24 protein-coding genes, 1 riboswitch and 1 other annotated feature are annotated in these 26,824 nt (G+C 42.5%); of the genes, 8 read left to right on the forward strand and 16 right to left on the reverse strand.

Features of this window, described 5'->3' with window-relative positions:
- Nucleotides 1-393: 393 nt before the first annotated feature.
- A complete protein-coding gene (locus JI665_RS10375) occupies nucleotides 394-615 on the forward strand; it encodes a DeoR family transcriptional regulator (protein ID WP_026041817.1) in 222 nt (73 codons plus the stop codon).
- A gap of 66 nt (nucleotides 616-681) precedes the next feature.
- Here the strand turns inward: JI665_RS10375 and JI665_RS10380 are convergent, their stop codons facing one another.
- On the reverse strand, nucleotides 682-1,401 hold the full coding sequence (locus tag JI665_RS10380; RefSeq protein WP_206839199.1) for a pseudouridine synthase: 720 nt from the start codon (nucleotides 1,399-1,401) through the stop codon (nucleotides 682-684).
- Nucleotides 1,402-1,493: 92 nt separating this feature from the next.
- Entirely contained in the window at nucleotides 1,494-3,110 is a 1,617-nt protein-coding gene (locus tag JI665_RS10385; protein WP_206839201.1) for a putative polysaccharide biosynthesis protein, read from the reverse strand.
- A gap of 386 nt (nucleotides 3,111-3,496) precedes the next feature.
- Between JI665_RS10385 and JI665_RS10390 the strand changes: the two genes are divergently transcribed.
- Complete coding sequence (locus JI665_RS10390) at nucleotides 3,497-4,765, forward strand: NAD(P)/FAD-dependent oxidoreductase (RefSeq protein ID WP_206839203.1); 1,269 nt, start codon at nucleotides 3,497-3,499, stop codon at nucleotides 4,763-4,765.
- Between the two features lie 29 nt (nucleotides 4,766-4,794).
- Here JI665_RS10390 and JI665_RS10395 read toward each other — a convergent pair whose 3' ends face one another.
- From JI665_RS10395 to JI665_RS10420, 6 genes are all read right to left on the reverse strand, one after another.
- On the reverse strand, nucleotides 4,795-4,977 hold the full coding sequence (locus JI665_RS10395) for a sporulation protein Cse60 (protein ID WP_009333366.1): 183 nt from the start codon (nucleotides 4,975-4,977) through the stop codon (nucleotides 4,795-4,797).
- A gap of 102 nt (nucleotides 4,978-5,079) precedes the next feature.
- Complete coding sequence (locus JI665_RS10400; RefSeq protein WP_206839205.1) at nucleotides 5,080-5,385, reverse strand: rhodanese-like domain-containing protein; 306 nt, start codon at nucleotides 5,383-5,385, stop codon at nucleotides 5,080-5,082.
- A gap of 165 nt (nucleotides 5,386-5,550) precedes the next feature.
- The gene (gene leuS, locus JI665_RS10405; protein ID WP_206839206.1) at nucleotides 5,551-7,968 is read right to left on the reverse strand and encodes a leucine--tRNA ligase; all 2,418 of its coding nucleotides are present in this window, start codon (nucleotides 7,966-7,968) and stop codon (nucleotides 5,551-5,553) included.
- Between the two features lie 175 nt (nucleotides 7,969-8,143).
- Nucleotides 8,144-8,367 (reverse strand) — a binding site (T-box leader).
- A gap of 111 nt (nucleotides 8,368-8,478) precedes the next feature.
- Nucleotides 8,479-9,255, reverse strand: coding sequence for a 3-hydroxybutyrate dehydrogenase (locus tag JI665_RS10410; protein ID WP_206839207.1), 777 nt, complete (start codon nucleotides 9,253-9,255; stop codon nucleotides 8,479-8,481).
- Nucleotides 9,256-9,313: 58 nt separating this feature from the next.
- Complete coding sequence (locus JI665_RS10415; protein ID WP_009333370.1) at nucleotides 9,314-10,633, reverse strand: GntP family permease; 1,320 nt, start codon at nucleotides 10,631-10,633, stop codon at nucleotides 9,314-9,316.
- Between the two features lie 329 nt (nucleotides 10,634-10,962).
- Nucleotides 10,963-12,324: a sigma-54 interaction domain-containing protein gene (locus JI665_RS10420; RefSeq protein WP_206839208.1), complete on the reverse strand. Its 1,362-nt coding sequence runs from the start codon at nucleotides 12,322-12,324 to the stop codon at nucleotides 10,963-10,965.
- A gap of 32 nt (nucleotides 12,325-12,356) precedes the next feature.
- Between JI665_RS10420 and JI665_RS10425 the strand changes: the two genes are divergently transcribed.
- Complete coding sequence (locus JI665_RS10425) at nucleotides 12,357-12,818, forward strand: hypothetical protein (protein ID WP_244671133.1); 462 nt, start codon at nucleotides 12,357-12,359, stop codon at nucleotides 12,816-12,818.
- A gap of 46 nt (nucleotides 12,819-12,864) precedes the next feature.
- Here JI665_RS10425 and JI665_RS10430 read toward each other — a convergent pair whose 3' ends face one another.
- From JI665_RS10430 to JI665_RS10440, 3 genes are all read right to left on the reverse strand, one after another.
- Complete coding sequence (locus tag JI665_RS10430) at nucleotides 12,865-14,046, reverse strand: MDR family MFS transporter (protein WP_206839209.1); 1,182 nt, start codon at nucleotides 14,044-14,046, stop codon at nucleotides 12,865-12,867.
- A 352-nt stretch (nucleotides 14,047-14,398) separates the two neighbouring features.
- Nucleotides 14,399-14,581 carry a glycogen biosynthesis protein GlgD gene (locus JI665_RS10435; protein ID WP_206839210.1) on the reverse strand — a complete coding sequence of 61 codons (183 nt, stop codon included), beginning with the start codon at nucleotides 14,579-14,581 and terminating at the stop codon, nucleotides 14,399-14,401.
- A gap of 14 nt (nucleotides 14,582-14,595) precedes the next feature.
- Complete coding sequence (locus tag JI665_RS10440) at nucleotides 14,596-14,859, reverse strand: YtzC family protein (protein ID WP_009333375.1); 264 nt, start codon at nucleotides 14,857-14,859, stop codon at nucleotides 14,596-14,598.
- A 203-nt stretch (nucleotides 14,860-15,062) separates the two neighbouring features.
- On the opposite strand from JI665_RS10440, the gene JI665_RS10445 reads away from it, so the two are divergent.
- Both JI665_RS10445 and JI665_RS10450 read left to right on the forward strand, forming a co-directional pair.
- Entirely contained in the window at nucleotides 15,063-16,031 is a 969-nt protein-coding gene (locus JI665_RS10445) for a TIGR01212 family radical SAM protein (protein ID WP_206839212.1), read from the forward strand.
- On the forward strand, nucleotides 16,028-16,600 hold the full coding sequence (locus JI665_RS10450; RefSeq protein ID WP_206839213.1) for a class I SAM-dependent methyltransferase: 573 nt from the start codon (nucleotides 16,028-16,030) through the stop codon (nucleotides 16,598-16,600). The genes JI665_RS10445 and JI665_RS10450 overlap by 4 nt, the downstream gene beginning before the upstream one ends.
- Nucleotides 16,601-16,627: 27 nt before the next feature.
- Here the strand turns inward: JI665_RS10450 and JI665_RS10455 are convergent, their stop codons facing one another.
- Nucleotides 16,628-17,722 (reverse strand): tetraprenyl-beta-curcumene synthase family protein, encoded by a 1,095-nt coding sequence (locus JI665_RS10455; protein WP_206839215.1) that lies wholly within the window; start codon nucleotides 17,720-17,722, stop codon nucleotides 16,628-16,630.
- Between the two features lie 85 nt (nucleotides 17,723-17,807).
- Entirely contained in the window at nucleotides 17,808-18,611 is an 804-nt protein-coding gene (locus JI665_RS10460) for an alpha/beta hydrolase (protein ID WP_206839217.1), read from the reverse strand.
- 176 nt (nucleotides 18,612-18,787) lie between these two features.
- Here JI665_RS10460 and JI665_RS10465 point away from each other — a divergent pair, with 176 nt between their 5' ends.
- Together JI665_RS10465 and JI665_RS10470 are read left to right on the forward strand one after the other, a co-directional pair.
- Nucleotides 18,788-19,309, forward strand: a complete 522-nt coding sequence (locus tag JI665_RS10465) for a gamma carbonic anhydrase family protein (protein WP_206839218.1) — start codon at nucleotides 18,788-18,790, stop codon at nucleotides 19,307-19,309.
- A gap of 81 nt (nucleotides 19,310-19,390) precedes the next feature.
- Nucleotides 19,391-20,242, forward strand: coding sequence for a C39 family peptidase (locus JI665_RS10470; RefSeq protein WP_206839219.1), 852 nt, complete (start codon nucleotides 19,391-19,393; stop codon nucleotides 20,240-20,242).
- Nucleotides 20,243-20,281: 39 nt separating this feature from the next.
- Here the strand turns inward: JI665_RS10470 and asnB are convergent, their stop codons facing one another.
- The 3 genes from asnB to JI665_RS10485 form a co-directional block, all read right to left on the reverse strand.
- Entirely contained in the window at nucleotides 20,282-22,186 is a 1,905-nt protein-coding gene (gene asnB / locus JI665_RS10475) for an asparagine synthase (glutamine-hydrolyzing) (protein WP_206839220.1), read from the reverse strand.
- Nucleotides 22,187-22,695: 509 nt separating this feature from the next.
- Nucleotides 22,696-23,892: a methionine adenosyltransferase gene (gene metK / locus JI665_RS10480; RefSeq protein ID WP_206839221.1), complete on the reverse strand. Its 1,197-nt coding sequence runs from the start codon at nucleotides 23,890-23,892 to the stop codon at nucleotides 22,696-22,698.
- A 440-nt stretch (nucleotides 23,893-24,332) separates the two neighbouring features.
- Nucleotides 24,333-24,448, reverse strand: a riboswitch (SAM riboswitch).
- Nucleotides 24,449-24,553: 105 nt separating this feature from the next.
- Nucleotides 24,554-24,928, reverse strand: coding sequence for a thiol-disulfide oxidoreductase DCC family protein (locus JI665_RS10485; RefSeq protein WP_206839222.1), 375 nt, complete (start codon nucleotides 24,926-24,928; stop codon nucleotides 24,554-24,556).
- A gap of 218 nt (nucleotides 24,929-25,146) precedes the next feature.
- On the opposite strand from JI665_RS10485, the gene pckA reads away from it, so the two are divergent.
- Nucleotides 25,147-26,733 (forward strand): phosphoenolpyruvate carboxykinase (ATP), encoded by a 1,587-nt coding sequence (gene pckA, locus JI665_RS10490; RefSeq protein WP_206839224.1) that lies wholly within the window; start codon nucleotides 25,147-25,149, stop codon nucleotides 26,731-26,733.
- The last annotated feature ends 91 nt before the right edge of the window (nucleotides 26,734-26,824 follow it).

Genomic DNA, 26,824 nt, shown 5'->3' on the forward strand with positions numbered 1-26,824 from the left:
GGATATAGAAACTTCCCTGAATGATTATTTGAATTTTCAGTACATATTACAAGCCCCTTCTGCCATAAGTTATAGTAATAGTCCCTTTTCCCATCGAGGTTTAATCGCAAATAATTAGGGAATTGAACATACATTAAAAAGGAGGGGAATGTAAAGACTAAAACAGAAGCAGCATTATAAATTTTTTGTAAAATTGTATTCTTAAAGTAGAAATAATCAGATAATAGCGTTACAATATAGTCAGAGGTATGACATCTTGACTAAAATAACCAGAATACAAAGGGGTTGTCTGGGGAAAAGAAAACTACATACGATTGAAGGAAAATCCTTCAATGTAGCTGTCGGTTGCAGGAAATTGCCATGGGGTTTGAAAAAAGGATAGGGAGTGGTTTTTTGAAACCTTCAACTAACCGGATGTTAAACCGTGTAAAATCCGTCTACATGTTTATTAGTAAGCGCGGAACTGTAACAACTCAGGAGCTTGTAGAGGAATTTGGTATTACTCCTCGCACCATACAAAGAGATTTAAATGTCCTCGCCTACAATGACTTGGTTAAGAGTCCGAGCAGAGGCAAATGGACCATTACTCAAAAGAAAGTAAAGATGTCATCTTAACACTCAAAGCATAATCAACCTAATAAAAATAAAAAATCGCCCTGCTGTCAGGGCGATTTTTCCGTCTCATCTCATTTCATAATTCATCAGCTTATCAAGCTCTTCATCAGTCAATTCCCGATATTCACCCAATTCCAATGTTTCATCCAGCTCGAGCGGGCCCATTGAGAGTCTTTTTAAATAGATGACTCTTTTGCCCACTGCCTCAAACATTCTTTTCACCTGATGAAACTTTCCCTCTGTGATAGTTAACTCAATATCGGATGTTATGCCGGATTTAAGAATCTCAAGCTCACCAGGCTTAGTTTCATAGCCGTCATCCAATATAACCCCTTTTTTAAATGCGGCAATATCATCTGCTGTGACTTCACTGTCTATGACTGCAAAATAGGTTTTAGGAACATGCTTCTTTGGAGAAAGCAGCCGATGTGCCAGCTGGCCGTCATTGGTCAGCAGCAAAAGCCCTTCTGTATCCTTATCCAGGCGCCCTACTGGAAAAGGAGAAAAAACAAGGTCTTCCATTTCGAGCAGGTCCACCACGGTTTCAAATTGAGAGTCTTCCGTTGCGGAAATGACGCCTGGCGGTTTGTTCATCATCAAATAAATGAATTCCTTATATTCAACCTTTTCCCCATTAATGATGACAGCATCCTGTTCAGGATTGACCTGGTGCTTGGGATCCTTTACTTTTACATCATTTACGGTTACAGCTCCATCCTTTAAAAGCTTTTTAACATCCTTACGGCTGCCGTAGCCCAGATTGGCCAGCATTTTGTCAATTCTCATGGCTGCCCCTCCTCCAATATAATTTTGAGTAAGCGAAAGGCTTTAACATACCTCCGCTTTAAAAAGGCCCCCATCAAGGAGACCTTCTATTTTTATGACTTCAATCTTAATTTCTTAAGCATTCTATCGACTCTTGATCCGAACAGGAGATAGATTAATTTTGTTCTGAAGCTTAGGTAAAAATAGACTCCCGCTCCTGCTGCTGCGCAGGTAATGACAATGATGATAGCCTGGAAATTGGATTCCGGCGATAAGAAGGCAGTTGTGATTTTATAAACCACGCCTGCAGCAATGTACATGCATGCAGTAAATAATACAATCAATATTCCTCTTCTTAAGACAAGCTTGAAAGGATATTTTGCAAATGTTTTAATTACGAAAAGGTTAATTAAAATAGCTGCGATATAGCCAAGAGCGGTTGCAAATACTGCTCCCTGTGTTTCGAACAGTTTTATGAGCGGAATATTCAGTGACAGCTTTACAAGCAGGCCAGTCAGCAAACTTAAGATTGTAAAACGCTGTTCATTGATTCCCTGCAGAATGGCTGCAGTTACCGAATAATAAGCAAAGAGAATCGCCACTGGCGCATAAGTTCTTAACACTTCAGTACCAAGATCTTTATGTTCATAAAACAGGGTGAAAACCGGCTCGGCAAGCAGGGACAATCCTGCCACGGCAGGAAGAGTCAGAAAGAGAAGCACCTGGAAAGTCTGGTTAAGCTGGCGGTTTAAATCTGACCTGTCTTCTTCCATAAATGCTTTCGTCACACTTGGCACAAGCGTCAGCGAGAAAGCTGTGGCAAGCGAGACGGGAATGATGACCAGCTTATGCGTCTCAAAGTTCAGGACAGAAAAGGCTGCTACTGCATTTTTCGATTCACCGATGGCATCCATCGCCCTGGTAAATGTAATCTGATCGATAAACTGAAAGAGAGGATTCGCGAGACCAACAAATACAAACGGTGCTGCATAAAGAATGATTTCTTTATAAATTTCCTTTAAGGAAATGTCAACGGTCCCTTTATCTTCCTCAAGCATTTTATCCAAATGCGGCTTGCGTTTATACCAATACCAGAATAATACCCCGAGGCTTCCGAGGCCGCCAATAAAGGCAGCAAAGGTGGCGACACTGATCGCTGTGGTCAGCGATCCCTCCATAACATTTAAAACAACATAAGCACCTGCTAGAACAAACAGGATGCGGACAATCTGCTCCACAACCTGTGAAACAGCAGTAGGACCCATCGACTGATGTCCCTGAAAGAACCCCCTTATCAAACTCATGAACGGAATTATAATCAGGGCAAATGATACAGCTCTGATTACAGTTGTAACATCTTCAACACTAACCTCAACGTCTTTCCCTGCCAGCGTCATTTCGGCAACCGCCGGTGCAAGGAAGAAGAGTATCAGGAATGAAATGATTCCGCTTGCCGTCATGACTGCCAAACCTGATTTGAACAGCTTTCTTCCGACCGCATATTCCTCTATTGCATTATATTTAGAGATAAATTTTGAAACAGCAAGCGGAACCCCAGCTGTTGCAACACTAATAAAGATTGTATAAGGTGTATACGAAAAGGAATAAAGGGCTGTCCCTTCCTTCCCGACAATTTGGTAAAAAGGAATAACATAAAACAAACCAAGAACCTTCGAGATAATTGTGCCAAGCGTAAGGATGAAGGTTCCCTTTAAGAGCTTAGATGACATATAATCCCTTCCTTTATGAAATGCGGAAGCGCCTTGACCACCCCCGACACCTCGAGGGGGTAGGCGCTCCTCCTAAAAGCTAGCGCTTTTAGTCGTGCGATGATAAAGCTGTCGAAGCGTTCCTTGTGGAGCTAGACAGTTATCGACTTTCAAATCGTTCTTTCTTATTTAAAAAACTGCAGCATGCAAACTATAACAGTATATGAATGCCCAAGCTAAGTTCGTCATTTTTCTATCTTTTTAGACACACTATTTGTAGTGTACTCTTCTTACTGAAGAAATTCCACTTGCAATACCGCATAATGGGGCATTATTTTTAGAAATAGGATATTTGATTTATAATGGAGCTATTGCTTTTTTAGCTAATAAGATAAGTTGGTGAAAACATGAAATATAATGTAATAGTTATAGGCGGGGGGCCATCGGGATTGATGGCAGCAATTGGTGCTGCTGAACAGAAGGCAAAGGTCCTGCTGATTGACAAAGGAAACAAGCTTGGAAGAAAGCTTGCCATTTCCGGAGGAGGCCGGTGCAATGTCACAAACAGGCTGCCAGTGGATGAAATCATTAAGCATATTCCTGGAAATGGCCGGTTTTTGTACAGCGCATTCTCCATTTTCAGCAATGAAGATATTATCCGATTCTTTGAGAATTTGGGAATTAAGCTGAAAGAGGAAGATCACGGGCGGATGTTTCCCGTTACCGACAAAGCACAATCTGTTGTTGATGCCCTGATTTCAAGGCTGAAAGAGCTGAACGTCAATATCAAAACGGACAGCCCCATTCAGGATGTTCGCTATGAAAATGGCAGGGTGAAAGCGGTAAAATTAAAAACAGGCGATGTTTATGAAGCAGACTCAGTTGTGATAGCCGTCGGAGGAAAATCAGTCCCTCATACCGGCTCAACCGGTGACGGCTATGCATGGGCGGAAAAAGCAGGCCATACGATTACAGAGCTTTTCCCAACCGAAGTTCCGCTGACATCTTCTGAGAACTTTATTAAAGAAAAAATGCTGCAGGGACTGTCGCTCCGGAGTGTGGCACTTAGTGTTTTAAACCCTAAAGGAAAAGCGCTCATAACTCATCGGATGGATATGATTTTTACCCATTTTGGCATTAGCGGCCCGGCCGTTTTGCGCTGCAGCCAATATGCGGTGAAAGCGATGAAGAAGTGGAATTTAAAAGAAGTAGTCATGAATTTGGACGCTATCCCGGATACAAAGGAAGAGCCTCTTTTTCAGGAAGTGTCCAAAAAGATTAAAGAAGATCCAAAGAAAAGTATTAAAAATCTCTTAAAAGGGATGCTTCCCGAAAGATATCTTTTGTTTCTTTTTGAGCAGAACGGAATGGATCCATCCTCACAGGGAGCTGCGATTTCAAACGAAAAGATCAGAAGTTTTGTTAAAGCCTGCAAATCTTTTCAATTTAAAGTAAATGGGACGTTGCCTCTAGATAAAGCCTTTGTTACCGGCGGAGGGGTTTCCGTCAAAGAAATTGAACCGCAAACAATGGCTTCAAAATTGATGGAAGGACTTTTCTTCTGCGGAGAAATCCTGGACATCCATGGCTACACAGGCGGGTATAATATTACATCCGCACTTGTAACAGGCAGGTTAGCCGGAATAAACGCAGCAGTTTCAGCTAGAATCTTATAAATAAAGATAGAGCCTGATGCTCCTCAGAATCAGGCTCTATATATAACCATGGCAGAGAAACAATAAATTTGTTCGTCTTCATCCTCTTGCACTGCCGCAACATTATATTTTATATCCAGCAGCTTTTTTTCCTCAATCTTTTCCAGAAAATGATTCATATCCTTTTCCAGGTCTTTTTCATGTTCATGATCAAATAACTTTACCTTTATCACAGGAAACTTCCTTTCATAGTTTTTTATCAGTCTTGTCAATTATCTGAATTTTTAAAACAAACACATAAAAAAAAACGAAGCCTTCTGCGGCTCCGCTCTATTCTATTTTGTTTCCCCCTGCCAGTTCAGCATGCCCCCTGTCATATTGCGGACTTTATATCCCTGGTCCTGCAAATAGTGGCATACGTTTCCGCTGCGATTGCCAGAACGGCAAATAATAATGTACTCCGTATCTTTATCAAATTTATCAAGATTCTTGGGTACCGTGCCCATACGGATATGTCTCGCGCCTGGAATCATGCCGGATGCAACCTCTTCATCTTCCCTCACATCTACAAGCTCAAGCTTCTCCCCAGCTTCAAGCTTTTTCTGTAATTCTTCTGTTGTAATCTCTTCAATACGGTCCAATCCTAACACCCTTTCTGGAAAGCTTTATAAATAGCACTTAGCATTTAATAATGCTGCCACTCCTATAATACCCTATATGGCACAAAAAATATAAATGGGAAGTTTCTATAACACAACTACAAAAACCACCCCTGATCTAATAGAGGTGGTTTCATCTGATCTAACTTAATTTGCAACGATATTTACAAGTTTACCTGGTACCGCGATGACTTTACGGACAGTTTTTCCGTCAATTTGTTCTTTTACTTTGTCATCGCCCATTGCGATTTGCTCCAATAGGTCTTTTTTGGCATCGGCAGGAACCATAAGCTTTGCTTTAACTTTGCCGTTGATCTGGATAACAATTTCAACTTCATCATCTGTCATTTTGGCTTCATCAAATGCAGGCCAGGCTTCATAAGCAATAGATTCACCATGCCCTAATTTTGACCAAAGCTCTTCGGACATGTGAGGAGCAATTGGTGAAAGCATTTTAACAAAGCCTTCTGCAAAGATCTTTGGAAGCACATCTGCTTTATATGCTTCATTGATGAATACCATCATTTGAGAAATAGCCGTGTTGAAACGCAGCCCTTCGTAATCCTCAGTTACTTTTTTCACCGTTTGGTGGTAAACCTTTTCAAGGCTGCTGCCTTCTTCAATGTCCTGAATTCCCGGGCTTAATTCACCAGTCTCTTCCACAAACAATCGCCAGATGCGATCAAGGAATCTTCTTGAACCATCCAATCCATTTGTAGACCATGCGATGGAAGCTTCAAGCGGACCCATGAACATTTCGTATAGACGAAGAGTATCAGCACCGTGGCTTTCAACAATTTCATCCGGATTAACGACATTGCCTTTTGATTTACTCATTTTCTCATTATTTTCCCCAAGAATCATACCTTGGTTAAATAGCTTTTGGAAAGGTTCCTTCGTATGGACAACTCCCACATCGTAAAGGACCTTGTGCCAGAAGCGGGCATATAGAAGATGAAGGACCGCATGTTCAGCTCCTCCGATATAAATATCAACTGGAAGCCATTCTTTCAATTTCTCAGGGTCTGCAAGAGCTTCACTGTTTTTCGGATCAATATAGCGAAGATAGTACCAGCAGCTGCCTGCCCATTGCGGCATTGTGTTTGTTTCCCTGCGGCCTTTTTTGCCTGTTTCAGGATCCACAACATTAACCCACTCATCAATGTTGGCTAATGGTGACTCTCCAGTGCCGGATGGTTTGATTTCCGTAGTTTTTGGAAGCACTAATGGCAGCTGATCTTCAGGCACGGCAGTCATTGTGCCATCTTCCCAGTGGATTACTGGAATCGGTTCGCCCCAATAGCGCTGGCGGCTGAATAGCCAGTCACGAAGACGATAAGTAATCTTCTTAGTGCCAATGCCTTTTTCTTCAAGCCATGTGATCATTTTCTCAATTGCTTCCTCTTTGTTTAAACCATTAAGGAAACCTGAGTTCACATGCTCGCCGTCGCCAGTGTATGCTTCTTTTTCAACATCTCCGCCGGCAACAACTTCTATAATAGGAAGATCAAATTGCTTGGCGAACTCATAGTCCCGCTCGTCATGAGCTGGAACCGCCATGATGGCCCCAGTTCCATAGCTGACTAATACATAATCTGCAATCCAGATTGGCATTTTTTCGCCATTGGCAGGGTTAATCGCATAAGCACCAGTGAAGACACCTGTTTTTTCTTTAGCAAGATCTGTCCGCTCTAGGTCGCTCTTGCTCTTTACTTTGTCAATGTAAGCCTGAACTGCCTCGCGCTGCCCTTCTGTTGTGATTTTATCAACAAGCGCATGTTCCGGAGCAAGAACAGCATATGTTGCACCATATAATGTGTCAGGGCGTGTTGTGAAAACAGTGAACGTGCCATCATGGCCTTCAATATTGAATGTTACTTCTGCTCCTTCCGAACGGCCGATCCAGTTTCGCTGCATATCCTTTAGGCTCTCTGGCCAATCCAGTAAATCAAGATCTTCAAGCAGGCGATCCGCATAAGCTGTAATTTTAAGCATCCACTGTCTCATTGGACGTCGTTCTACCGGATGGCCTCCGCGTTCACTTTTTCCGTCAATGACCTCTTCATTAGCAAGCACTGTTCCAAGTGCGGGACACCAGTTAACAGCTACTTCATCGATATATGCAAGCCCTTTTTCATAAAGCTTTAAGAATATCCACTGAGTCCATTTATAGTATTCAGGGTCTGTTGTGTTTACTTCACGATCCCAGTCATATGAAAAGCCTAACGCCTTTATCTGGCGGCGGAAGGTGTTGATATTCTGTTCTGTGAATTCAGCAGGATCGTTTCCTGTATCAAGGGCGTATTGCTCGGCAGGCAAACCAAATGCATCCCAGCCCATTGGGTGAAGGACATTATAGCCCTGCATGCGCTTCATGCGGGAAAGGATGTCTGTTGCCGTATATCCTTCCGGGTGCCCGACATGAAGTCCTGCGCCTGAAGGGTAAGGGAACATATCAAGTGCATAAAATTTGCGCTTGCCTTTATCTTCAGTTGTTTTGAAAGTTTTATTTTCTTCCCAGTAGCCTTGCCACTTTTTTTCAATCTCCTGATGATTGAAACTCATTTTTGTTTCCTCCTATTAATGAAAATAAAATCAGGCTCTCTTCTTATAAAACATTGTTTGGCTTATGAATAATGCCCGTTGATTTCCGCTGCAATCAACTCAGATAGTTAAACTTAGTCTGTAAGCAACAAACTTTACGAGACAGCCTAAAAAAATAAAAAACCTCTCATCCCAAAAAAGGGACGAGAGGATTATGTATAAATCTCCCGCGGTACCACCCACATTAGTGAACATGTCACTCGCTTCATTCATCCTTAACGCGGAAAACGGCAAGCATTACTGGTACTTCACACTTGCTGCTCAAAGGCGAGTTCATGATGTGCCCGGCTGACTTGCACCTTCCGTCAACTCTCTAAAACGGGCTGCTGCACCACTACTGCTCCTTATCTAAGCATTTTAGTATAAGAATATGACTATTGTAATAAATTTCCCGCCAGGATGCAAGTAGGCTTATCCTGACAGGAATTTAATATCTAGAATATGCAATGCTTTTCGAAAATGTGCCAGTAACTACTGAACAGTATATCCTCCATCAATAACTGCCGCCTGGCCAGTAATTCCTTTAGCTCCGTCACCGGCCAAAAAAATAGCATAATCTGCAATCTCTTCTACCGTCAGCAGCCTCTTTTGCGGCACTAAGGGATAAATAACTTCTTCCAGCGCTTTTTCAATAGGTACATTTCTTGTTATAGCAAGATCATTCAGCTGATTTCTTACGAGTGGTGTATCTACATAGCCCGGGCAAATGGCATTAACCGTGATGCCATCTTCAGCAGCCTCCAATGCTGCAACTTTAGTAAGGCCTATAACACCATGCTTGGCACTGTTATATGCCGCTTTCCCTGCAAATCCAACAAGACCGTTAATGGATGCCATGTTCAGGATACGGCCGGACTTTTGTTGTTTCATGACGGGCATGACATGTTTAATGGCCATGAACGGTGCAGTCAGCATCACTTTGATCAGAAACTCGAATTTCTCAGTAGGAAAATCTTCAATAAAGGAAACATGCTGCAGCCCTGCATTGTTAATGAGCACATCCAAAGAACCAAATTGGCTGACGGTTTCATTGATGGCCGCTTGTATATCAGACTCTGAGGTCACATCACACTTTAGCCCAAGCGCTTCAAAACCTTCATCCTGCAAATTTTCCGCAGCTTTTTTCACGGCATCTTCCTGAATATCTGTCAAAACAATTTTCGAGCCGTGCTCGGCAAATCTCTTGCCAATTTCATAGCCAATTCCCTGCGCTGCACCAGTTATAAAAACTACTTTGTTTTGTACCATGAATAAGCTCCTTTCAAAAACAAAGCCGGGGCTCTATTTTATGAGCCCCTGCCGAAATTTAGATTCCTAGTCCGAGTGAGAATAATACAATCGCAAGTGCTAAACCAATCAGCGGAACGATTACTGTAACAGCCGCTACCGCTCCATATGCAGCCTGGTGAGATTCCCCGCAGATTGCCCTTACAGTGGTAACGACATAGCCATTATGCGGCAAAGAGTCCAGGGCACCAGATGAAATGGCAACCGTTCTGTGCAGGGCTTCTGCATTGACGCCCATGTCCATATAATGCGGGGCCAGAATAGGCAATGCGATGGCCTGCCCGCCTGAAGCTGAACCGGTCATGCCGGCTATAACACTTACTGCTATGGCACCGCCTATCAGCGGGCTTCCAGGAATGCTTGTCATCCAATCTACTGCTGTGGCAAATGCAGGCACCGCCTTTGCCACGCCGCCAAATCCGACAACAGCAGCCGTATTCCCTATAGCAATCAATGCACCTAATGTTCCATCAGACACAGCATTCCAGAAATTTGTGAAATACTTCCTGTTCAATAGATATGTGGCAATAACTCCGCCCAGTAATGCAAGAATAAGTGCAGATTGTGCAAGAGAGTCATGGAATACGAATGAGATAATTAAAACGACAGCCAATGGGAGAACCCCCATAAAAGGGTGCGGTAATTCTTTATTTTCAGTCACAGGATCCTGCTTGCGGGATTCAAAGGTTTCTCCTTTGTTTACAGCCTTTGTGATCATTCGTTTCAGCCACCAGTAGCCAAAAATCATCATGAACACAGCGACAATTAAGCTGACTTCCCAGCCTGCATATGGAGTCGTTCCAAGAAATTCAATCGGAATCCAGTTTTGAATTTCAGGTGAACCCGCAGAAGTCATCGTAAAGGTTACAGATCCAAAGGCAAGTGCTGCAGGGATGAACCTTCTTGGCAGGTTTGCCTGTTTAAATAAACTTAATGCCATTGGATATACAGAGAACGCAACAACGAATAAACTGACACCGCCATATGTTAATATGGCACAGGAAGCGACAATGGCAAGAACGGCATATTTCATTCCTAACTTATCCACTACCATTTTGGATACACTGTCGGCCGCACCGCTGTCTTCCATTACCTTCCCAAAAATTGCACCCAATAGGAACATTAGGTACCATGATGTAACAAACCCTGAAAAGCCGGACATATAGTTCCCGACCAAATTGGCCTCTCCTTCACCTGCAAGCTGCGGAAACAATGGCATGCCGCTAAAAAGAGCTACAAACAAGGCAGATAACGGCCCGACAACCAGCAGGTTCATTCCCCGCATAGTCAGGTAAATCAGCAGGGCAAGCCCGCCTATTAATCCAATCATACTTAGCATTTCATTTCCCCCTTTGTTTTAAAAATAAGAAAAACCTTGTCATCCCCCTTTTTTGAAAACGTTTGCAAAAAAACAGATAAATAACTTGCTGAGAAATTATAATGCAAGAGGCGTGCCAACATGAGCCTGCTTGTATGTAAAGGGAATGGTGAACAATAAATGAAACATTATTCCAGAATTCTGGAATACACAGGGAACAAGTCCATTTATATAATAGACTAGTTTTCTGATAATTCGGTCTAAGAGTAGGGCTGAAAGTACACAAAATTACTAGAATGCAAACAGTCCAGAAATCCGGAACGTATTCCGGATTTCTGGACTGTTTGTATTTATTCAATTCCATATTTCTTTAGCTTTTCATACATAGAAGATTTACTGATTCCCAGAGCCTTTGCAGCTTCTATTCGGTCATGGTTATATTTGGTCAAACTTTGTGTCAATATCCGCTTTTCTGTTTCTTCCAGAATATCCTTCAAGTTCTTTTTTCCAACGGGATAAACGGCTGATTCTTTCATATAATCCGGCAATGATTCTGTAGTGATACTTTCATTGTTTGTTAAATGAATGGATGCCTCTATTACATTTTCAAGCTCTCTAATATTGCCGGGCCAGCTATATTGATGAAACTTTTCTATTACCTCATCTTCAATTGCACTTATTCTCTTTCCCGATTTTTTCGTTATTTTTTTGATAAAGCTATCGATTAAGAGTGATAAATCTTCCATCCTGTCGCGCAAAGATGGTACCATAAACGGCACCACATTAATCCGATAGAATAAATCCTCCCTAAAGCGCTTTTCTTCCATCATTTTTTCGAGCGGTCTGTTAGTTGCAGCAATAATCCGGACATCTACTTTAACCGAAGAAGTCGAACCCACGCTTTCAATCTCGCCTTCCTGCAGGGCACGCAATAACTTAACCTGCATATTTAGCGGCATATCTCCGATTTCATCCAAAAATAAGGTCCCTCCATCAGCAAGCTGGAATTTCCCCTTTTTGCCTCCTTTTTTCGCACCTGTAAAAGCTCCTTCTTCATAGCCAAACAGTTCAGACTCAAGCAGATGTTCAGGTATGGCTCCGCAGTTAATTTTTACAAACGGCTGATGGCTCCTGTTGCTGAGCTGATGAATGCTATGGGCAAATAGTTCTTTTCCAGTCCCGCTTTCTCCGCGGATTAAAACGGAAATATCACTGGCTGCCACCATTTTCACCTTTTCTTTAAGGCTATGAATCTGGCTCGAGTTTCCCAGTATATCATCAAGGCTGTATTTTACACTGGGATCAATTTCCTGGATATAGCTCTGGATTTTTGTCAGCATGCTCTTTACATGGCTGTTCATCTGCATCCATTCTTTTGTATCCCTAAAAAAGACTGTCCCGAAAGCGCCAATTACTTCGCCACCAGAAAAAATAGGAATGCGGTTTGCTATCATATAGTTGCCTCTTATATATTGCAGGTCTGCAATTTCTTCCTTGCCTGATTCAGCCACTATATGCATTCGTGAGTTTTCAATAACCCCGGACACATGCTTTCCCAGAACCTGTTCCCTCTCCACTTCCAGAAAGTCACAATAGTTTTTATTGATGTAAATGATCGTTCCTTCTTTATTCACAACTACCAGCCATCCAAAGGCGTTCTCAACAATGGTTTCAACAATTTCCACAGGCAAATCGAATAAAGCACTTTTCATTTGAATCCCCTCATTTAGGAAAATCTACTATTATGATCACTATTTTATCATATTTTTCTGAAAACAAATTCACTTCAATGGGTATTCTTATTGCTTTTACTGCCCATAACATTAGTAATCAGCAGACAGGGGAGGTGTTTCAGCTGAAAGGCATCTATTTAATTAATCCGCACTGGCAATCTGGAAACAAATCAAAGCAGGAATGCGCTCAAGCTCAAAAACAGGCGCTGGAAACCTATATTGAGGACCATAATATTTTTACAGTAAAACTAAATCAATGGCAGCTGAATGACTATTACACCATTCCGCATGCCCTTTTGTATGATTTGAAGCAAAAAAAGCCTGATTTGGATATCCTGCTTCTTTATTCAGAAGAGGTTCTCGAAGACTTTATCAATTCTTATCCAGCGAGATGGCTGATTTTGAAAAGCTTCTTCAATGAAGTTGTATTTGCTGCTAAACAAAAAGAAAATTACTTCGAAGGCGCCGGTTAAGAATGAAATTGAAAAAACCTGCAGCATAAAACTGCAGGTTTATTTCTTATGATACATGCGCCAGTTCTTTAGGCTTCTTCAATTTCCGGTCATAAACAAGAGTTGTCAGAATGGCAAAAACAAATAGAACCATTAATACTGCAAACAGCATGGAAATTCCGTAAAGGTCAACCAGAACCCCCCCCAATAATGGCCCAATCATCCGTCCGCCTGTTGCAGTGCTGTTTACGATTCCCTGGTAAAAACCTTCCCGCCCTTTAGGAGCAAGCTGGTTGGCAATGGTCGGAACTGCTGGCCATATAAGCATTTCACCAATCGTCAGAATAACCATGGCAGTAATAAAGGCTGAGAACTGTTCTGCACTGGCTGCAGCAGCAAACGATCCTATAAATATGACCATGCCGGCGACCATCTGAACCTTAAGTGTTTTAAACCATTTTAGCAAAGCACTGATAAAAGGCTGGCCCAATACTATCAGAGCTCCATTGATAGTCCACAGCAGGCTGTATTGCTTTAAAGAAATATTCAATTCCTGTGTGTAAGCAGCGATAGTCGATTGCCATTGCACATATCCGACCCAGCACAATAAATAGCCTGCACATAATATGAGCAGCGCGTAAAGCTTGGTATGATTTTTAACCATGCGATTTTCCTGAAGGATGGAGGTCTGCTGGCCCGAAACAGTATTTATTCCCCTGTATCCAAAAACAGCGATAAGTAAAAAAACGATATACATGACAGTATTGGCCAGGAAAATCAACTGAAAAGAGTACGACGCCACAAGGCCGCCGAGAGCAGCACCAATGGCCACACCGGCATTCTGGGCTACATAAATGGCATTGAAGGCTTTGCGGCCGCCTTCTTTCCAAACAGAACCCGCCATCGCAAACATAGAAGGAAAAACAATTCCAGATCCAAATCCGACAAAGGTCAGGAACACCACGTATGCAGGCCAGTCATGCCAAAAGGTCAAACCGAGGAGTGCCATTACCGTGATGGCAATTCCAAGAAGAATCGAACGATAGCCGCCTATTTTATCATATAGGCTTCCCCCAATTAAATTTCCTGCTACGCTGGCAGCTGCGTTCACCATCAGAACCAGGCCGGCTACCGATAACGATTTGCCTAAGTGGTCATGAATGTAGATAGTATTAAGAGGCCACAAAAAAGAAGATCCGGTTACATTCACTGCCATCCCAATAATTAAAAGCCATAAGGTCCGCGGCATAAAATTACGCCCCTTTTTTTCATATTTTTTATGTCAGCAGGCATATTGCCATCCGGCACTATTTCGAAATCCAAAATAATTTTAGTTGGTTTTTCCTGTCCTTGCAACAGGTTTTCATTCGATTTTAATAGACAGAATACTTCTTCTTTTAAACTTGGGCTGAATGTGGATTTTTAAAGAATGCACCTATTGAGAAAAGTTCGTTAATCGGCACAAAAAAATAAAGCCCCGATTTTGAGTAATCGGGGCTTTCCATTTTAATAAAAAAATTAAATTTTAATGTAGATAGCTGTCTAGCTCCAGCGCCTGCTCCCTCGAGGTAGCGGGGGTGAGCAAGGCGCTTCCGCATTTCTTATGATGATTGTTCCGGCTCAGGGTGAAATTTTGATTTAACTGGCTGGCCGCCTGACTTCTCATAGTTCTTTTTCGACTGCTTAACCACATCAAAATCCCGGCCAAATTCAACGTCCTGGCTATTGGCGCCATTGCGGGTCTTTTGTTCCGGATTGTTTTGTTTTGAGCGCTTTTTTACCATCTGTGGACCACTCCTTAATGAGGAAGTATTATCATCTGATTTTGGAGCTGCTGCAGCTGGAGCCTCATCCGGTGAAGCTGTTCCCGCTGCTGTGAGTTGGCGCTGTGCGCCATCTGGGTTATATCATTATAAGCAGCTTCTAAAGATTGAAGTGCATTGGAGTATTCGTTATCATTGTAATGCTCCTGCGTCCTGCCTGATTCAAACTGCTCCTGGGCAAAACGGATTGCATCCTCACACTGCTGCAGGAGTGTATCCATCGATTCACGGGTAGCCATTATCTGTTCCCCTCCTTAAAGAATGGGTCTAGAAGCTTGCATGCTTCATTAGTTAGTTTGTTCATTTTTCCGTAATCCTTACCACTCTATTTCCTGCCAATTCCCCTTGGATAAGGTTTGGGGTCATGATAAGATTAATTTTATGAAATCCTTCATATTCATTTTCACCTTATAGATTACTCTTTGAAAAAGGAGGGATAATTGTGGATAAAGTAAATCCTTTTCCATATGCATCCGATATTAAACGGTACCATACATGGAACTATCATTTGCGTAATGAATTTGGCCATAAAGTATTCAAGGTGGCACTCGACGGCGGCTTTGATTGCCCCAACCGTGATGGCACGGTCGCGCATGGAGGATGCACATTCTGCAGTGCAGCCGGTTCGGGAGACTTTGCCGGGAACCGTACTGATGATTTGGAAACACAATTTAATGCTATAAAAACAAAAATGCATCATAAATGGAAAGACGGAAAATACATGGCTTATTTTCAGGCCTTTACGAATACTCATGCCCCTGTGGAAGTGCTTCGTGATATGTATGAGAGAGTGCTTGAGCAGGACGGAGTTGTCGGACTGTCTATTGCGACCCGCCCTGACTGTCTGCCTGAAGATGTAGTCGAATATCTGGCAGAGCTTAATCAGCGGACATACCTCTGGGTTGAATTGGGCTTACAGACTGTGCATGAACGGACTGCCCTTTTAATTAACCGCGCACATGATTATCCATGCTATGCGGAGGGAGTAAACAAGCTCCGCAAACATGGCATCCGCATCTGTTCCCATATCATTAATGGCCTTCCGCTTGAAACACCGGACATGATGATGGAAACCGCACGGGAAGTTGCGAAGCTGGATGTGCAGGGGATTAAAATCCATCTCCTTCATTTATTAAAAGGAACCCCAATGGTTAAACAATTTGAAAAAGGCATGCTTGAGTTTCTGTCTCTTGATGAGTATGTAAACTTAGTATGTGACCAGCTGGAGATTTTACCTCCGGAAATGATTGTCCACCGCATAACAGGAGATGGGCCAATCGACTTGATGATCGGGCCAATGTGGAGCGTGAATAAGTGGGAAGTGCTTAATAGCATTGATGCGGAATTAAAGCGCAGAAACAGCTGGCAAGGCAAATTTTATAAACCAAGCCAAATGGAGGCATTGTCATGAAGCTTGAAAGAATCTTACCTTATGCTAGACAGCTGCTTGAGAAAGCAGTATCACCTGGAGATATCGTTATAGATGCCACTTTGGGCAACGGTCATGATACAGTATTTCTGGCGGATCTGGTTGGACATAATGGAAGAGTTTACGGATTCGATATTCAGGGAGAGGCTGTCCAGAATACAAAAACACGCCTGGCTGATCATGACCTGTCAGACAGGGCTACCCTTTTCCATACAGGACATGAATTCATTCTAGAGAATGTGCCGCCTGTCCATCATGGAAAAATAACTGCAGCCATTTTTAATTTAGGTTACCTGCCTGGCGGTGATAAAGATATTGTCACCCGTCCGCAGACAACCATTTCTGCCATCGATCAGCTTTTGGAACTGATGGCTCCGGAAGGGATTATTCTTTTAGTGATTTATCACGGCCATATTGAGGGAGCTGTTGAGCGTGATTATCTGCTCAGATATGTAAGGCAGCTGGATCAAAGCCTCGTCCATGTATTGCAGTATCAGTTTATTAATCAAAAAAATAACCCGCCGTTTATTGTAGCAATTGAAAAACGGTAAAAGCCTGCGAAAAATGCAGGCTTTTTATTATTTTTCAATTGCTCCTGAAAAGCCAGCAGGCATTATTTTCTGCAAAGTCCGGTAAGCCCTGCCGTTTACATAAAAGAAATAGCTTACCATTCCGCCTGTTCTTATCATGCTTTTGGCTAATCTTCTGACATTCCGCTGCTTCCGGACCTTCTCATCGGATAGATAGACCCCTAGCAAGCCGCGATTAATCAGTTTATGGAAATGTTTATGAGGCAGCTTTTCAGTATGCTTATCTGCCTCGGCAACAAAATGCTTCAATCTCGAAAACAGTTTTTCTTCATTCTCATAGTAAAAGCAAAAATTCAAGTCACCACCGGCTTTGTCCTCTTCCTGGTCAATCAGATAATCAAGAAGAATATGGAGACCCTGGATGTATGGAAAATATCCATTTCGTATATTTACTGCATGCTCAGCTTCAAAATCATCTCTCAGTGCGTAGGAAACAAGGCAGAAAATTCCTAAAGTCGATCCTGAGCAGGCAGAGAACTCATACCATTCCATCTCAGGAATATCAGACCGATATTGGTCAAACCAGTTCTGCAGACGGGGAACTCGTTCTTCCACCACAACATGCTTATGTATTTGCAGATCACAATAGTAACGGCATAATTCAAGCAGATGGCTTTTTATATGAGTATAATTCTCCAGACTGTACAGCACTTCCCTGCAGGCTGCTGCTAAATCTGCAAGGTAGTTTCCATCATCCTGTTCTTTTCTCAGCCGATAATAATTTTTCTCTGCTGCACCCGTATCGAGGGCATCCTCCATTGACTCGTGCAGTGCCGCAAAATCCCGGGGATCAAGCGAGGTGCTCCGGTCGCAGAGATTGTCCAAATAATCACTGATTGTCTGATATGCGATGATAAACTTAATCGCTTGTCCATATTTCTCCTTGGCCATTAAAGACATAATTGCTCCGCCTTCACAGTGAAATGTTTTATGATCAATGCTGGCAAGAGCCTGCTTTCTTAACTCCGGATCAGGAATTGCTTCCGCCCTGCTTCTCCAATATGCAAGTTCCTTATGGACCGCAGGAAGAACCTTCCTGTAAACATGTGACATTAAGCTAATTGGCATGGAAGGGACACTCATGACATGACAAACCTCCTTTTGCTTAGGGGATAGGTGAGCAGTTTCTTATGTTAAGCCTGCACCCTCCATAATTAAAACCCCGTCCTTAAACCACATAACCAAGCGCTTTTAATTGGCTGCTTACGAAATCCTTCGCGTATTCAAAGACTTCTTCACGTTCAGGTTCATTAAAGACTTCGTGGTAGCACTTAGGCCATTCTTTGAACCTTTTCTCTGAGAAAGGCGCAAGGTTAAACCATTCTCTGACAGTTGTTTTATTCACGATCTTATCATCGCCGCCCTGCAATACGAGGAGGGGCACATCCTGGATCTTATCAAGATTTTCAAAGGCAAGCTTTATAGCAGAAACAAGTTCCCTGTACCATCTGACCGACACTTTTGTCACATACAATGAGTCATTTAAATCAGCATCAAGGACATCCTGATTCCTTGTTGCCATGTCCACGGATAAACCGGCATCCATTTTCAGGCCTGGCATCACAGAATTGAGTCCAAGCGATAAAAAGTTCAGAAGTTTCGAAGGCTGTTGAACCAAGCCTAAGCATGGAGATGACAAAATCACTCCAGCGAGATTCATTCTTTCCTCCTGCAGCAGACGAATGGCAATCAGTCCGCCCATGCTGTGCCCTAAAAGAAATACCGGCAATTCAAATTCATAGGCTGCCTGTACCCAATCCTGAACTTCAAGTATATATTCATCAAAGGAATCAATATGGCCTCTTCTGGATCTTGAAGTCATCCCCTGGCCAGGAAGATCTCCCATTATGACATGGAAACCTGCCAAGCGCCACATTTCAATCAGCCAGCCATAGCGGCGGTGATGCTCCATTGCCCCATGCACCATGACAATAACGCCCTTTGCATCTCCTTCAGTTTCCCATTTCCACATAGTCAATCCTCCCAGCCTTTTTACGTACTGTCTTATGTAAATATATTATAGCCTAGATGCTAAAATTGTTCATGAATCAACCTTTGTCAAAATGGAATTCTTTTTGCCAAAATATCGTTTATCATGCCTCTTATGATAAAATCAAAATAATCAAACTGCATATAGGAGTGTTTCACATGATCTATCCATATAAAGATAAAGAACCTAAGATTGCTGAATCCGCATTTATTGCAGATTTTACTACCATTACCGGTGATGTTGAAATTGGCGAGAATTCCAGTGTTTGGTTCAACTCCGTTATACGCGGAGATGTAGCACCAACAATCATCGGCAAAAAAGTCAATATCCAGGACAATTCCGTCCTGCATCAGAGCCCGAATAACCCGCTGATATTGGAAGATGAAGTAACAGTTGGCCATCAGGTAATCCTTCATAGCTGCATTATCCGCAAAAGGGCTTTAATAGGGATGGGCTCGATTGTATTAGATCAGGCTGAAATCGGAGAGGGAGCATTCATTGGAGCTGGGAGCCTTGTTCCACAGGGAAAGAAAATTCCTCCCAATACACTTGCATTCGGCAGGCCAGCAAAAGTGATCCGCGAGCTGACACCAGAAGATATTAAAGATATGGAACGTATAAGCAGGGAATACGCCGAAAAAGGGCAGTACTATAAGTCTTTGCAGAAAAAGCATAAATAACTCTCCTGCCTCCTTTTATTAATAGAATGGGAAAATAGCCGATAATAAACATAAGGCAATATCAATGGGCGGGTGAAGAAATTGAAGATTTATATTGCGGCTATTGTTCTATTTTTATTTTTAATAGTGATATTCAGAAAAACAATGTTAAAAACGGCACCAATGTTTTTAATTGTCTTCATTCTGATTTCTGGTGCATTTGTTTATGACAACCTTTCAGGAAGCCAGCCTGCTTCAGCCGTAAACCAAATTAAATCATGGCTGTCTGAACCTGCTGAGAAAGCCAGCTCCTTCCTTGGACACAACACTGCCGTAATTAAGATCAAAGAAGAAACACTTATAGATGCTCCCGCAGTCAATCAGTTTCCTGAGCTCCCCAGGGGATGCGAAGTGACGAGCTTAGCCATGCTTCTTCAGCATGCAGGGATCCAGGCTGATAAAATGACACTCGCTAAAGAAATAAAGAAAAATCCTGAGCCTTATCGCATAGAAAACGGAAAAATCTATTTCGGGCACCCGAATGACGGATTCATAGGCGATATGTATTCCTTTGATAATCCTGGTCTCGGCGTTTATCATAAACCCGTAAAAGAACTTGCGGAAAAGTACATGCCTGGCTCCATTGAGGACCTTACTGGATCCGGTTTTGAAGACTTAAAGATCCATTTGTCAGACGGCAGGCCAGTCTGGGTTATTATCAACACAGCCTATAAACAGCTTTCTGATGACTTTTTCCAGACCTGGCACACGCCAAGCGGAAAAATCCAGATTACCTATAAAGAGCATTCAGTCCTGCTCACAGGCTATGATCAGGAATATATGTATTTCAATGACCCGCTTACAGGCGAGAAAAATAAAAAAGCACCCATAAACGATTTTGAAAAAGCATGGGTGCAGATGGGCAAACAGGCTATTACTTATCACCAAAAATAAAAACGTCCACCAGGTTGCCACCTGATGAACGTTTTTATTTTAGCCTTTAAGTGGCTGCAAGTTATTATTTAACAGATACTCTTTCTCAAAAGAATACTTTTTCTCCACGTACACCTGATGCCAAACCATGAACATAAGAACTGTCCAGATTTTGCGGCTGTTGTCCGCTTTATCCTGGCAATGGTCTTCAAGAAGCCCTAACACATAATCTTTATTGATTAAGTGATCCACATTGCTTTCACGGATAATATTTTTAGCCCACTCATTCATCTCGTCTTTCAGCCAGTGGCGGATTGGAACAGGGAATCCAAGTTTCTTGCGGTTCAGCACATGGTCTGGAACGACTCCTTCAGCAGCTTTGCGAAGTATATACTTCGTAGTGCCATTTGCCGTTTTCATGCTGGTCGGAATTTTGGAAGCCACTTCAAACACTTCTTTATCAAGGAACGGAACACGAAGCTCGAGAGAATGAGCCATCGTCATTTTGTCCGCTTTCAATAGAATGTCTCCGCGCATCCACGTATGAATGTCGATATACTGCATGCGGTCAACCGGATCATAGCCGCGGCTTTCTTCATATAGCGGTTTAGTGATATCCGTATAATTTAAGCTGTCTTTATAAACATGAAGCAGGCTGCGCTTCTCTTGCTCTGTAAACATTTTTGCATTTCCAATGTAGCGCTCTTCCATTGGCGTTACACCGCGTTCGATAAAGCTTTTCCCCTTCATTCCCTCTGGCATCATGTTTGCAATCATGCGAAGAAGCTTTTTGCCGATGGCAGGAATTTTATTGAAGACTTCCAGGGATTGTGGTTCACGGTAAATATTATAGCCGCCGAATAGCTCATCAGCGCCCTCACCTGAAAGTACAACTGTTACATGCTTGCGTGCTTCTCTTGCTACAAAATAAAGGGGCACACAAGCCGGGTCAGCAAGCGGATCGTCCATATGCCACATGATTCTCGGAATCTCATTCATGTATTCCTCAGGAGTTATGATGTAGCTTATGTTTTCGACACCCAGCTTTTCTGCTGTTTCTTTCGCTACATCCACCTCGCTGAAGCCATTGCGTTCAAACCCGACAGAGAAGGTTTTGATAGCAGGATGGAATTCTTTCGCAATGGAAGCAATGATGGAAGAATCGATTCCGCCTGAAAGGAATGAACCTACCGGCACATCGGCACGCATATGCATTTTGACTGAGTCGAACAACACATCTCTTATTTCTTTCGTGAAATCAGCTTCTGACTTCTGCACTGGATGGAACGCAGCTTTCCAATAACGCTTAATATCCATCGGAGCACCGATTTTTTTAGTAAAATAATGGCCAGGCTCCAGCTTATGGATTCCCTCTGACATCGTGTTTGGCTCAGGCACAAACTGATAAGTCAAATAATGCTGGAGGGAGTCATAGTTTAATACATCATTCTGAAGCGCCAATAGAATGCTCTTCTTCTCTGATCCAAAGAACGTGCGGTCTCCCTTATCGTAATAAAAGAAAGGCTTAATCCCAAATGGATCTCTGGCTCCATATAGGGACTGCTCCTGTTTATCCCAAATGACAAACGCAAACATCCCGCGCAATTTTTCAACAGCTCTTTCTTTCATATGGCTGTATAGGGCAATTATGACTTCTGTATCGGAACTTGTTTCAAAGCTTAAGCCAGCTTTGAGAAGTTCTTCACGAAGTTCCACATAGTTATAGATTTCACCATTAAAGATAATCCAATAACGCTCATTCTCGTAAGTCAGCGGCTGGTGCCCGCTTTCAATATCGATAATGCTCAACCGGCGGAAGCCGAATTGAATATGATCATCAAAATAGTATCCTGAATCGTCCGGACCCCGATGGGTAATGATATCATTCATATTTTGGAATTGTTCTTTATCTGCGTCACGGTAATTTTGTGCTTTTTCATGTACACAACCAATAAAACCACACATTATGTACGTCACCTACTCCATTCTATTCTCAATATTTAGATACAGCCTTAACGGCTCCTTTGTCTTAGAAAACATACCCTATAATACTACCACTAATCATTTATAATTAGCACGCGGATTATAAAAAAATATGCTCGGAAAATTAAGCCATTATCCGAAGTTTAAACGATAACATATAATTATAAACGACTAAAGAGCATAAAGACCGAAAAGTGAATTATCACCCTATATGTATAAAGACGCAAAAAAGAAAGCGGGAGTTACATAGTAAATGCAACTCCCGCTTTTTATATTATTGTCTAGCTCCACAAGGAACGCTTCGACAGCTTTATCATCGCACGACTAAAAGCGCTAGCTTTTAGGAGGAGCGCCTACCCCCTCGAGGTCACAAGCCACCCCTCCCCAAAAGGCAAAGGACGCCTTTCCGGGGATGGGGGTCATGCAGACGTTGCCACAGGACGTGGCGTTCTTAGTCTGCGTTCCTTCGTGGGCAAGGCGCTTCCGCTTTTCTATTCAGCTTCAGAACGAAGAATTTCTGCCTTATCTGTACGCTCCCAAGGAAGATCTACATCTGTACGTCCGAAATGTCCGTAAGCAGCTGTCTGCTTGTAAATTGGGCGGCGAAGGCCAAGCATGTTAATAATTCCTGCAGGACGAAGATCAAAATGCTTTCTTACCAGATCAACAAGTACATCTTCGCCCACTTTGCCTGTTCCGAATGTATCAACAGAAATCGATACAGGCTGTGCCACACCGATCGCATAAGCAAGCTGAACCTCAACTTTTTCAGCTAAGCCGGCTGCCACAAGATTCTTAGCTACATAACGAGCAGCATAAGCAGCAGAGCGGTCAACCTTTGTAGGATCCTTACCGGAGAACGCTCCTCCGCCATGACGGGCATATCCGCCGTAAGTATCAACAATGATTTTGCGTCCAGTCAGGCCAGCATCCCCTTGAGGTCCGCCGATAACGAAACGTCCTGTTGGGTTGATGAAGTACTTAGTATTCTCATCGATTAGTTCTTTAGGAACAACCGGGTTAATAACATGTTCCTTCAGATTGCGCTGGATTTGCTCCAGGCTGATCTCAGGGTGGTGCTGAGTAGAAATAACAATTGTGTCAATGCGGACAGGCCTGTCATTTTCATCATACTCAACCGTTACCTGAGTTTTTCCGTCCGGACGAAGGTAAGGAAGGATTTCTTCTTTACGAACTTCAGTCAGGCGGCGGGAAAGTTTATGTGCTAAAGAAATCGGAAGAGGCATAAGCTCTTTCGTTTCGTTGCAGGCAAAACCGAACATTAAGCCCTGGTCTCCTGCACCGATTGCTTCGATTTCCTGATCGCTCATTTGTCCTTCACGTGCTTCAAGGGCCTGGTCAACACCCATTGCAATATCTGCTGACTGCTCATCAATGGAAGTTAAAACTGCACATGTTTCGGAATCAAAACCATATTTAGCACGGGTATAACCGATTTCTTTTACCGTTTCACGAACGATTTTTGGAATATCTACGTATGTAGATGTTGTGATTTCACCTGCAACTAATACAAGTCCAGTTGTTACAGAAGTCTCTGCAGCAACACGGGCATTCGCATCTTTAGCTAAAATCGCATCTAAGATTGCATCAGAAATTTGGTCACAGATTTTATCCGGATGACCTTCAGTAACTGATTCAGAAGTAAACAAACGACGCTTTGTTGACATCTGGCTTCCTCCTTATAAATAGAAAATTGAGCGAGAATTTAGAAATGGGGAAGCGGAAATAACTTTTCCCTGTCATTTCATGGATCTCTGTTTGATACGGAACTCATTCCCTTAGTAGTATGAAATAAACATGGAGTTTTTATTAGAAAAATAGACAGCACTGACCAGAAGCCAGGCACCCATTTTTTCTTTTGCACACTGCAAGCTGCTAAAAACTCACATAAATAGTACATTCCAAAAGCCGTTCATTTCATTGCCTTAAAAGCACAAGCACCCGGTTAGCCCCGACAAGCATAAGACAGTCCCTGGAAGAAGGCGTTCTTTGCCTTCTGCAAGGGAATGGCTTATGACCTCGAGGGGCTGGGTGCTGGAGCTGGATAAAAAATAAAAAACCTTCCCATTAGTGAAAAGGTTGAAAGCAAATCGATTCGCGCCTTTCACTCTTATCGTTCAAGGAATTACGTCCTTGCGTCAGGTTAGCACCTTTGCTGATTATTGCCTTTAGCAGGTTGCTGGGTTTCATAGGGCCTGTCCCTCCACCAGCTCGGGATAAGAGAGTATCCGTTCAAGGTTGAATCATACCGTATTTTATCGAATCATGTCAACAGATTTTCATTATTTTTCACTGTAAGTTTTAAGCATTTAAGATTATGCTCCATGCTTACAGCGAACAGCTTCCGTCGTCACATTTTTTCTTTAGAAATTTATGCCTGTTTTTAGCAATCCATTTATAGATCGGATCGCCCAGCATTGGCGTCAATGGGAGATATAAAAGGAGGCCGATTAAAAAGGATGCAGGAAAGAGGAACAGCAGTCTCCTTACTGCAGAATAACCCCTTTTCACGCCACCCGATGGGGTAATAATATGAAGCTCTCTGCGCAAATCAATCTTGGAAAACGAGAGCGAGTTCGGGATTTTTTCATACTCCTGCAGAGAAATCCATTCCACTTTATTCAGCCAATCGAGTTTTTTAAACATCTTCTTTGTTTCCTTGCATAAGGAACAAGTTCCATCATAGAGGGCAATTGTCTTCATTTTAGATCAGTCCCATGTTAAAATTAACACTTTCTTCTATATTAACATATACCAGTTATAAGGTGATTAAAGTGGATTACTTGTCCAATTATGACATTTTTATAACATGAATAAAAAAATTTCGTAATAGTATAGACTAATCATTTTAATGTGTTATACTAATTTCGAGATGTAATCACTTTCATAAAAAAATCGGGAAAAAGGAAGGTATTCATCAGATGAACTCTGTAAGCATATCAAACGAATTGAGCGAATTACTAAATGGCAGCAACATTCAAGTGCAATTATCCGTTCCTCAGCTTGTGGAAAAAGTATTAAACCGCAATGAAGGGTCCCTTACCTCTACTGGTGCCGTACGCGCTACTACAGGAAAGTATACAGGACGTTCCCCTAAAGATAAATACATTGTTGAAGAAGCATCAAACAAAGATAAAATGGACTGGGGTAGCGTAAACCAGCCTATCTCTGAAGAAGCATTCTCTAATCTTTATAATAAAGTAATCAACTACTTAAAAGAAAAAGAAGAAGTATTTGTTTTCAAAGGCTTCGCAGGTGCTGATAAAAAGCACCGCATGCCAATCCAGGTAATTAATGAATATGCCTGGCACAATCTTTTCGCACATCAGTTATTCATTCGTCCGGCAGAAGACGAGCTATTGGATCATCAATCAGAGTTCACAGTCATTTCTGCTCCTAATTTCAAAGCAGACCCTGCAGTTGACGGCACTAAGTCCGAAACATTCATCATCATTTCATTCGAGCGCCGCACTGTTTTAATTGGCGGTACTGAATATGCAGGCGAAATGAAAAAGTCCATTTTCTCTGTTATGAACTATATGCTTCCAGAAAACGGGATTCTTCCGATGCACTGCTCCGCGAACGTTGGCCGCGAAGGAGATGTCGCTTTATTCTTCGGCTTATCCGGAACAGGGAAAACAACCTTATCTGCAGACCCTAATCGCAAGCTGATTGGTGATGACGAGCATGGCTGGTCTGCAAATGGTGTATTCAATATTGAAGGCGGCTGCTATGCGAAATGCATTAACTTATCCCGTGAGAAAGAACCGCAAATTTTTGATGCTATCCGCTTTGGGGCTGTATTGGAAAATGTGGTGGTAAACAGCGAAACTCGGGTTGCTGATTACGATGACAGCACATTAACTGAAAATACACGTGCGGCATACCAGCTTCAGGCAATCGATAATATTGTTGACCCAAGCATTGCCGGACATCCTAATACAATTGTATTTTTAACAGCTGACGCATTTGGCGTATTGCCTCCAATCTCTAAACTATCAAAAGAGCAGGCAATGTACCATTTCTTAAGCGGCTATACTTCCAAGCTTGCAGGAACTGAGCGCGGCATTACCTCACCGCAGGCTACGTTCTCTACATGCTTTGGATCACCTTTCCTTCCGCTTCCTGCAAACCGTTATGCTGAAATGCTTGGCGAGAAAATCGATGAGCATAATGCTAAAGTCTTCCTTGTAAACACAGGATGGACTGGCGGAGAGTACGGAGTCGGTGAACGCATGAAACTTGCTTACACTCGAGCTATGGTGGAAGCTGCACTTGAAGGTGAACTAAACAATGTAGAAACAGTCAAGGACGAAATTTTCGGATTGGAAATTCCGCAGCACGTTACGGGTGTGCCTGACGAAGTTCTTCAGCCAAACAAAACTTGGGCAGATCAGGCTGCTTATGAAGCAAAAGCAAAAGAACTCGCTGCAAAATTCCGTGAAAACTTCAAGAAATTCACAAGCGTTTCTTCTGAAATCGAAGAAAAAGGCGGACCAATCGCATAATATAGAAAAGGAATTGCCGCTTTTAGCGGCAATTCCTTTTCTATATTATTTTGGAAGTCAGCCCGCTCGAACGATAAGTTTCTTACATGCA

It is taken from the genome of Bacillus sp. NTK034, from assembly GCF_017303275.1.
In the GTDB taxonomy this organism is placed as follows: domain Bacteria; phylum Bacillota; class Bacilli; order Bacillales; family Cytobacillaceae; genus Cytobacillus.

Bases quoted from the DNA above. Each gene is read 5' to 3' on its own strand.
- pckA (WP_206839224.1), top strand. From the start codon at position 25,147: ATGAACTCTGTAAGCATATCAAACGAATTGAGCGAATTACTAAATGGC.
- JI665_RS10425 (WP_244671133.1), top strand. From the start codon at position 12,357: ATGATCACTATTTTATCATATTTTTCTGAAAACAAATTCACTTCAATG.
- JI665_RS10420 (WP_206839208.1), bottom strand. From the start codon at position 12,324: ATGAAAAGTGCTTTATTCGATTTGCCTGTGGAAATTGTTGAAACCATT.
- JI665_RS10485 (WP_206839222.1), bottom strand. From the start codon at position 24,928: ATGAAGACAATTGCCCTCTATGATGGAACTTGTTCCTTATGCAAGGAA.
- JI665_RS10390 (WP_206839203.1), top strand. From the start codon at position 3,497: ATGAAATATAATGTAATAGTTATAGGCGGGGGGCCATCGGGATTGATG.
- JI665_RS10455 (WP_206839215.1), bottom strand. From the start codon at position 17,722: ATGAGTGTCCCTTCCATGCCAATTAGCTTAATGTCACATGTTTACAGG.
- JI665_RS10415 (WP_009333370.1), bottom strand. From the start codon at position 10,633: ATGCTAAGTATGATTGGATTAATAGGCGGGCTTGCCCTGCTGATTTAC.
- JI665_RS10380 (WP_206839199.1), bottom strand. From the start codon at position 1,401: ATGAGAATTGACAAAATGCTGGCCAATCTGGGCTACGGCAGCCGTAAG.
- JI665_RS10440 (WP_009333375.1), bottom strand. From the start codon at position 14,859: ATGGCTACCCGTGAATCGATGGATACACTCCTGCAGCAGTGTGAGGAT.
- JI665_RS10435 (WP_206839210.1), bottom strand. From the start codon at position 14,581: ATGGTAAAAAAGCGCTCAAAACAAAACAATCCGGAACAAAAGACCCGC.
- asnB (WP_206839220.1), bottom strand. From the start codon at position 22,186: ATGTGTGGTTTTATTGGTTGTGTACATGAAAAAGCACAAAATTACCGT.
- JI665_RS10465 (WP_206839218.1), top strand. From the start codon at position 18,788: ATGATCTATCCATATAAAGATAAAGAACCTAAGATTGCTGAATCCGCA.
- metK (WP_206839221.1), bottom strand. From the start codon at position 23,892: ATGTCAACAAAGCGTCGTTTGTTTACTTCTGAATCAGTTACTGAAGGT.
- JI665_RS10450 (WP_206839213.1), top strand. From the start codon at position 16,028: ATGAAGCTTGAAAGAATCTTACCTTATGCTAGACAGCTGCTTGAGAAA.
- JI665_RS10410 (WP_206839207.1), bottom strand. From the start codon at position 9,255: ATGGTACAAAACAAAGTAGTTTTTATAACTGGTGCAGCGCAGGGAATT.
- JI665_RS10460 (WP_206839217.1), bottom strand. From the start codon at position 18,611: ATGTGGAAATGGGAAACTGAAGGAGATGCAAAGGGCGTTATTGTCATG.
- leuS (WP_206839206.1), bottom strand. From the start codon at position 7,968: ATGAGTTTCAATCATCAGGAGATTGAAAAAAAGTGGCAAGGCTACTGG.
- JI665_RS10385 (WP_206839201.1), bottom strand. From the start codon at position 3,110: ATGTCATCTAAGCTCTTAAAGGGAACCTTCATCCTTACGCTTGGCACA.
- JI665_RS10430 (WP_206839209.1), bottom strand. From the start codon at position 14,046: ATGCCGCGGACCTTATGGCTTTTAATTATTGGGATGGCAGTGAATGTA.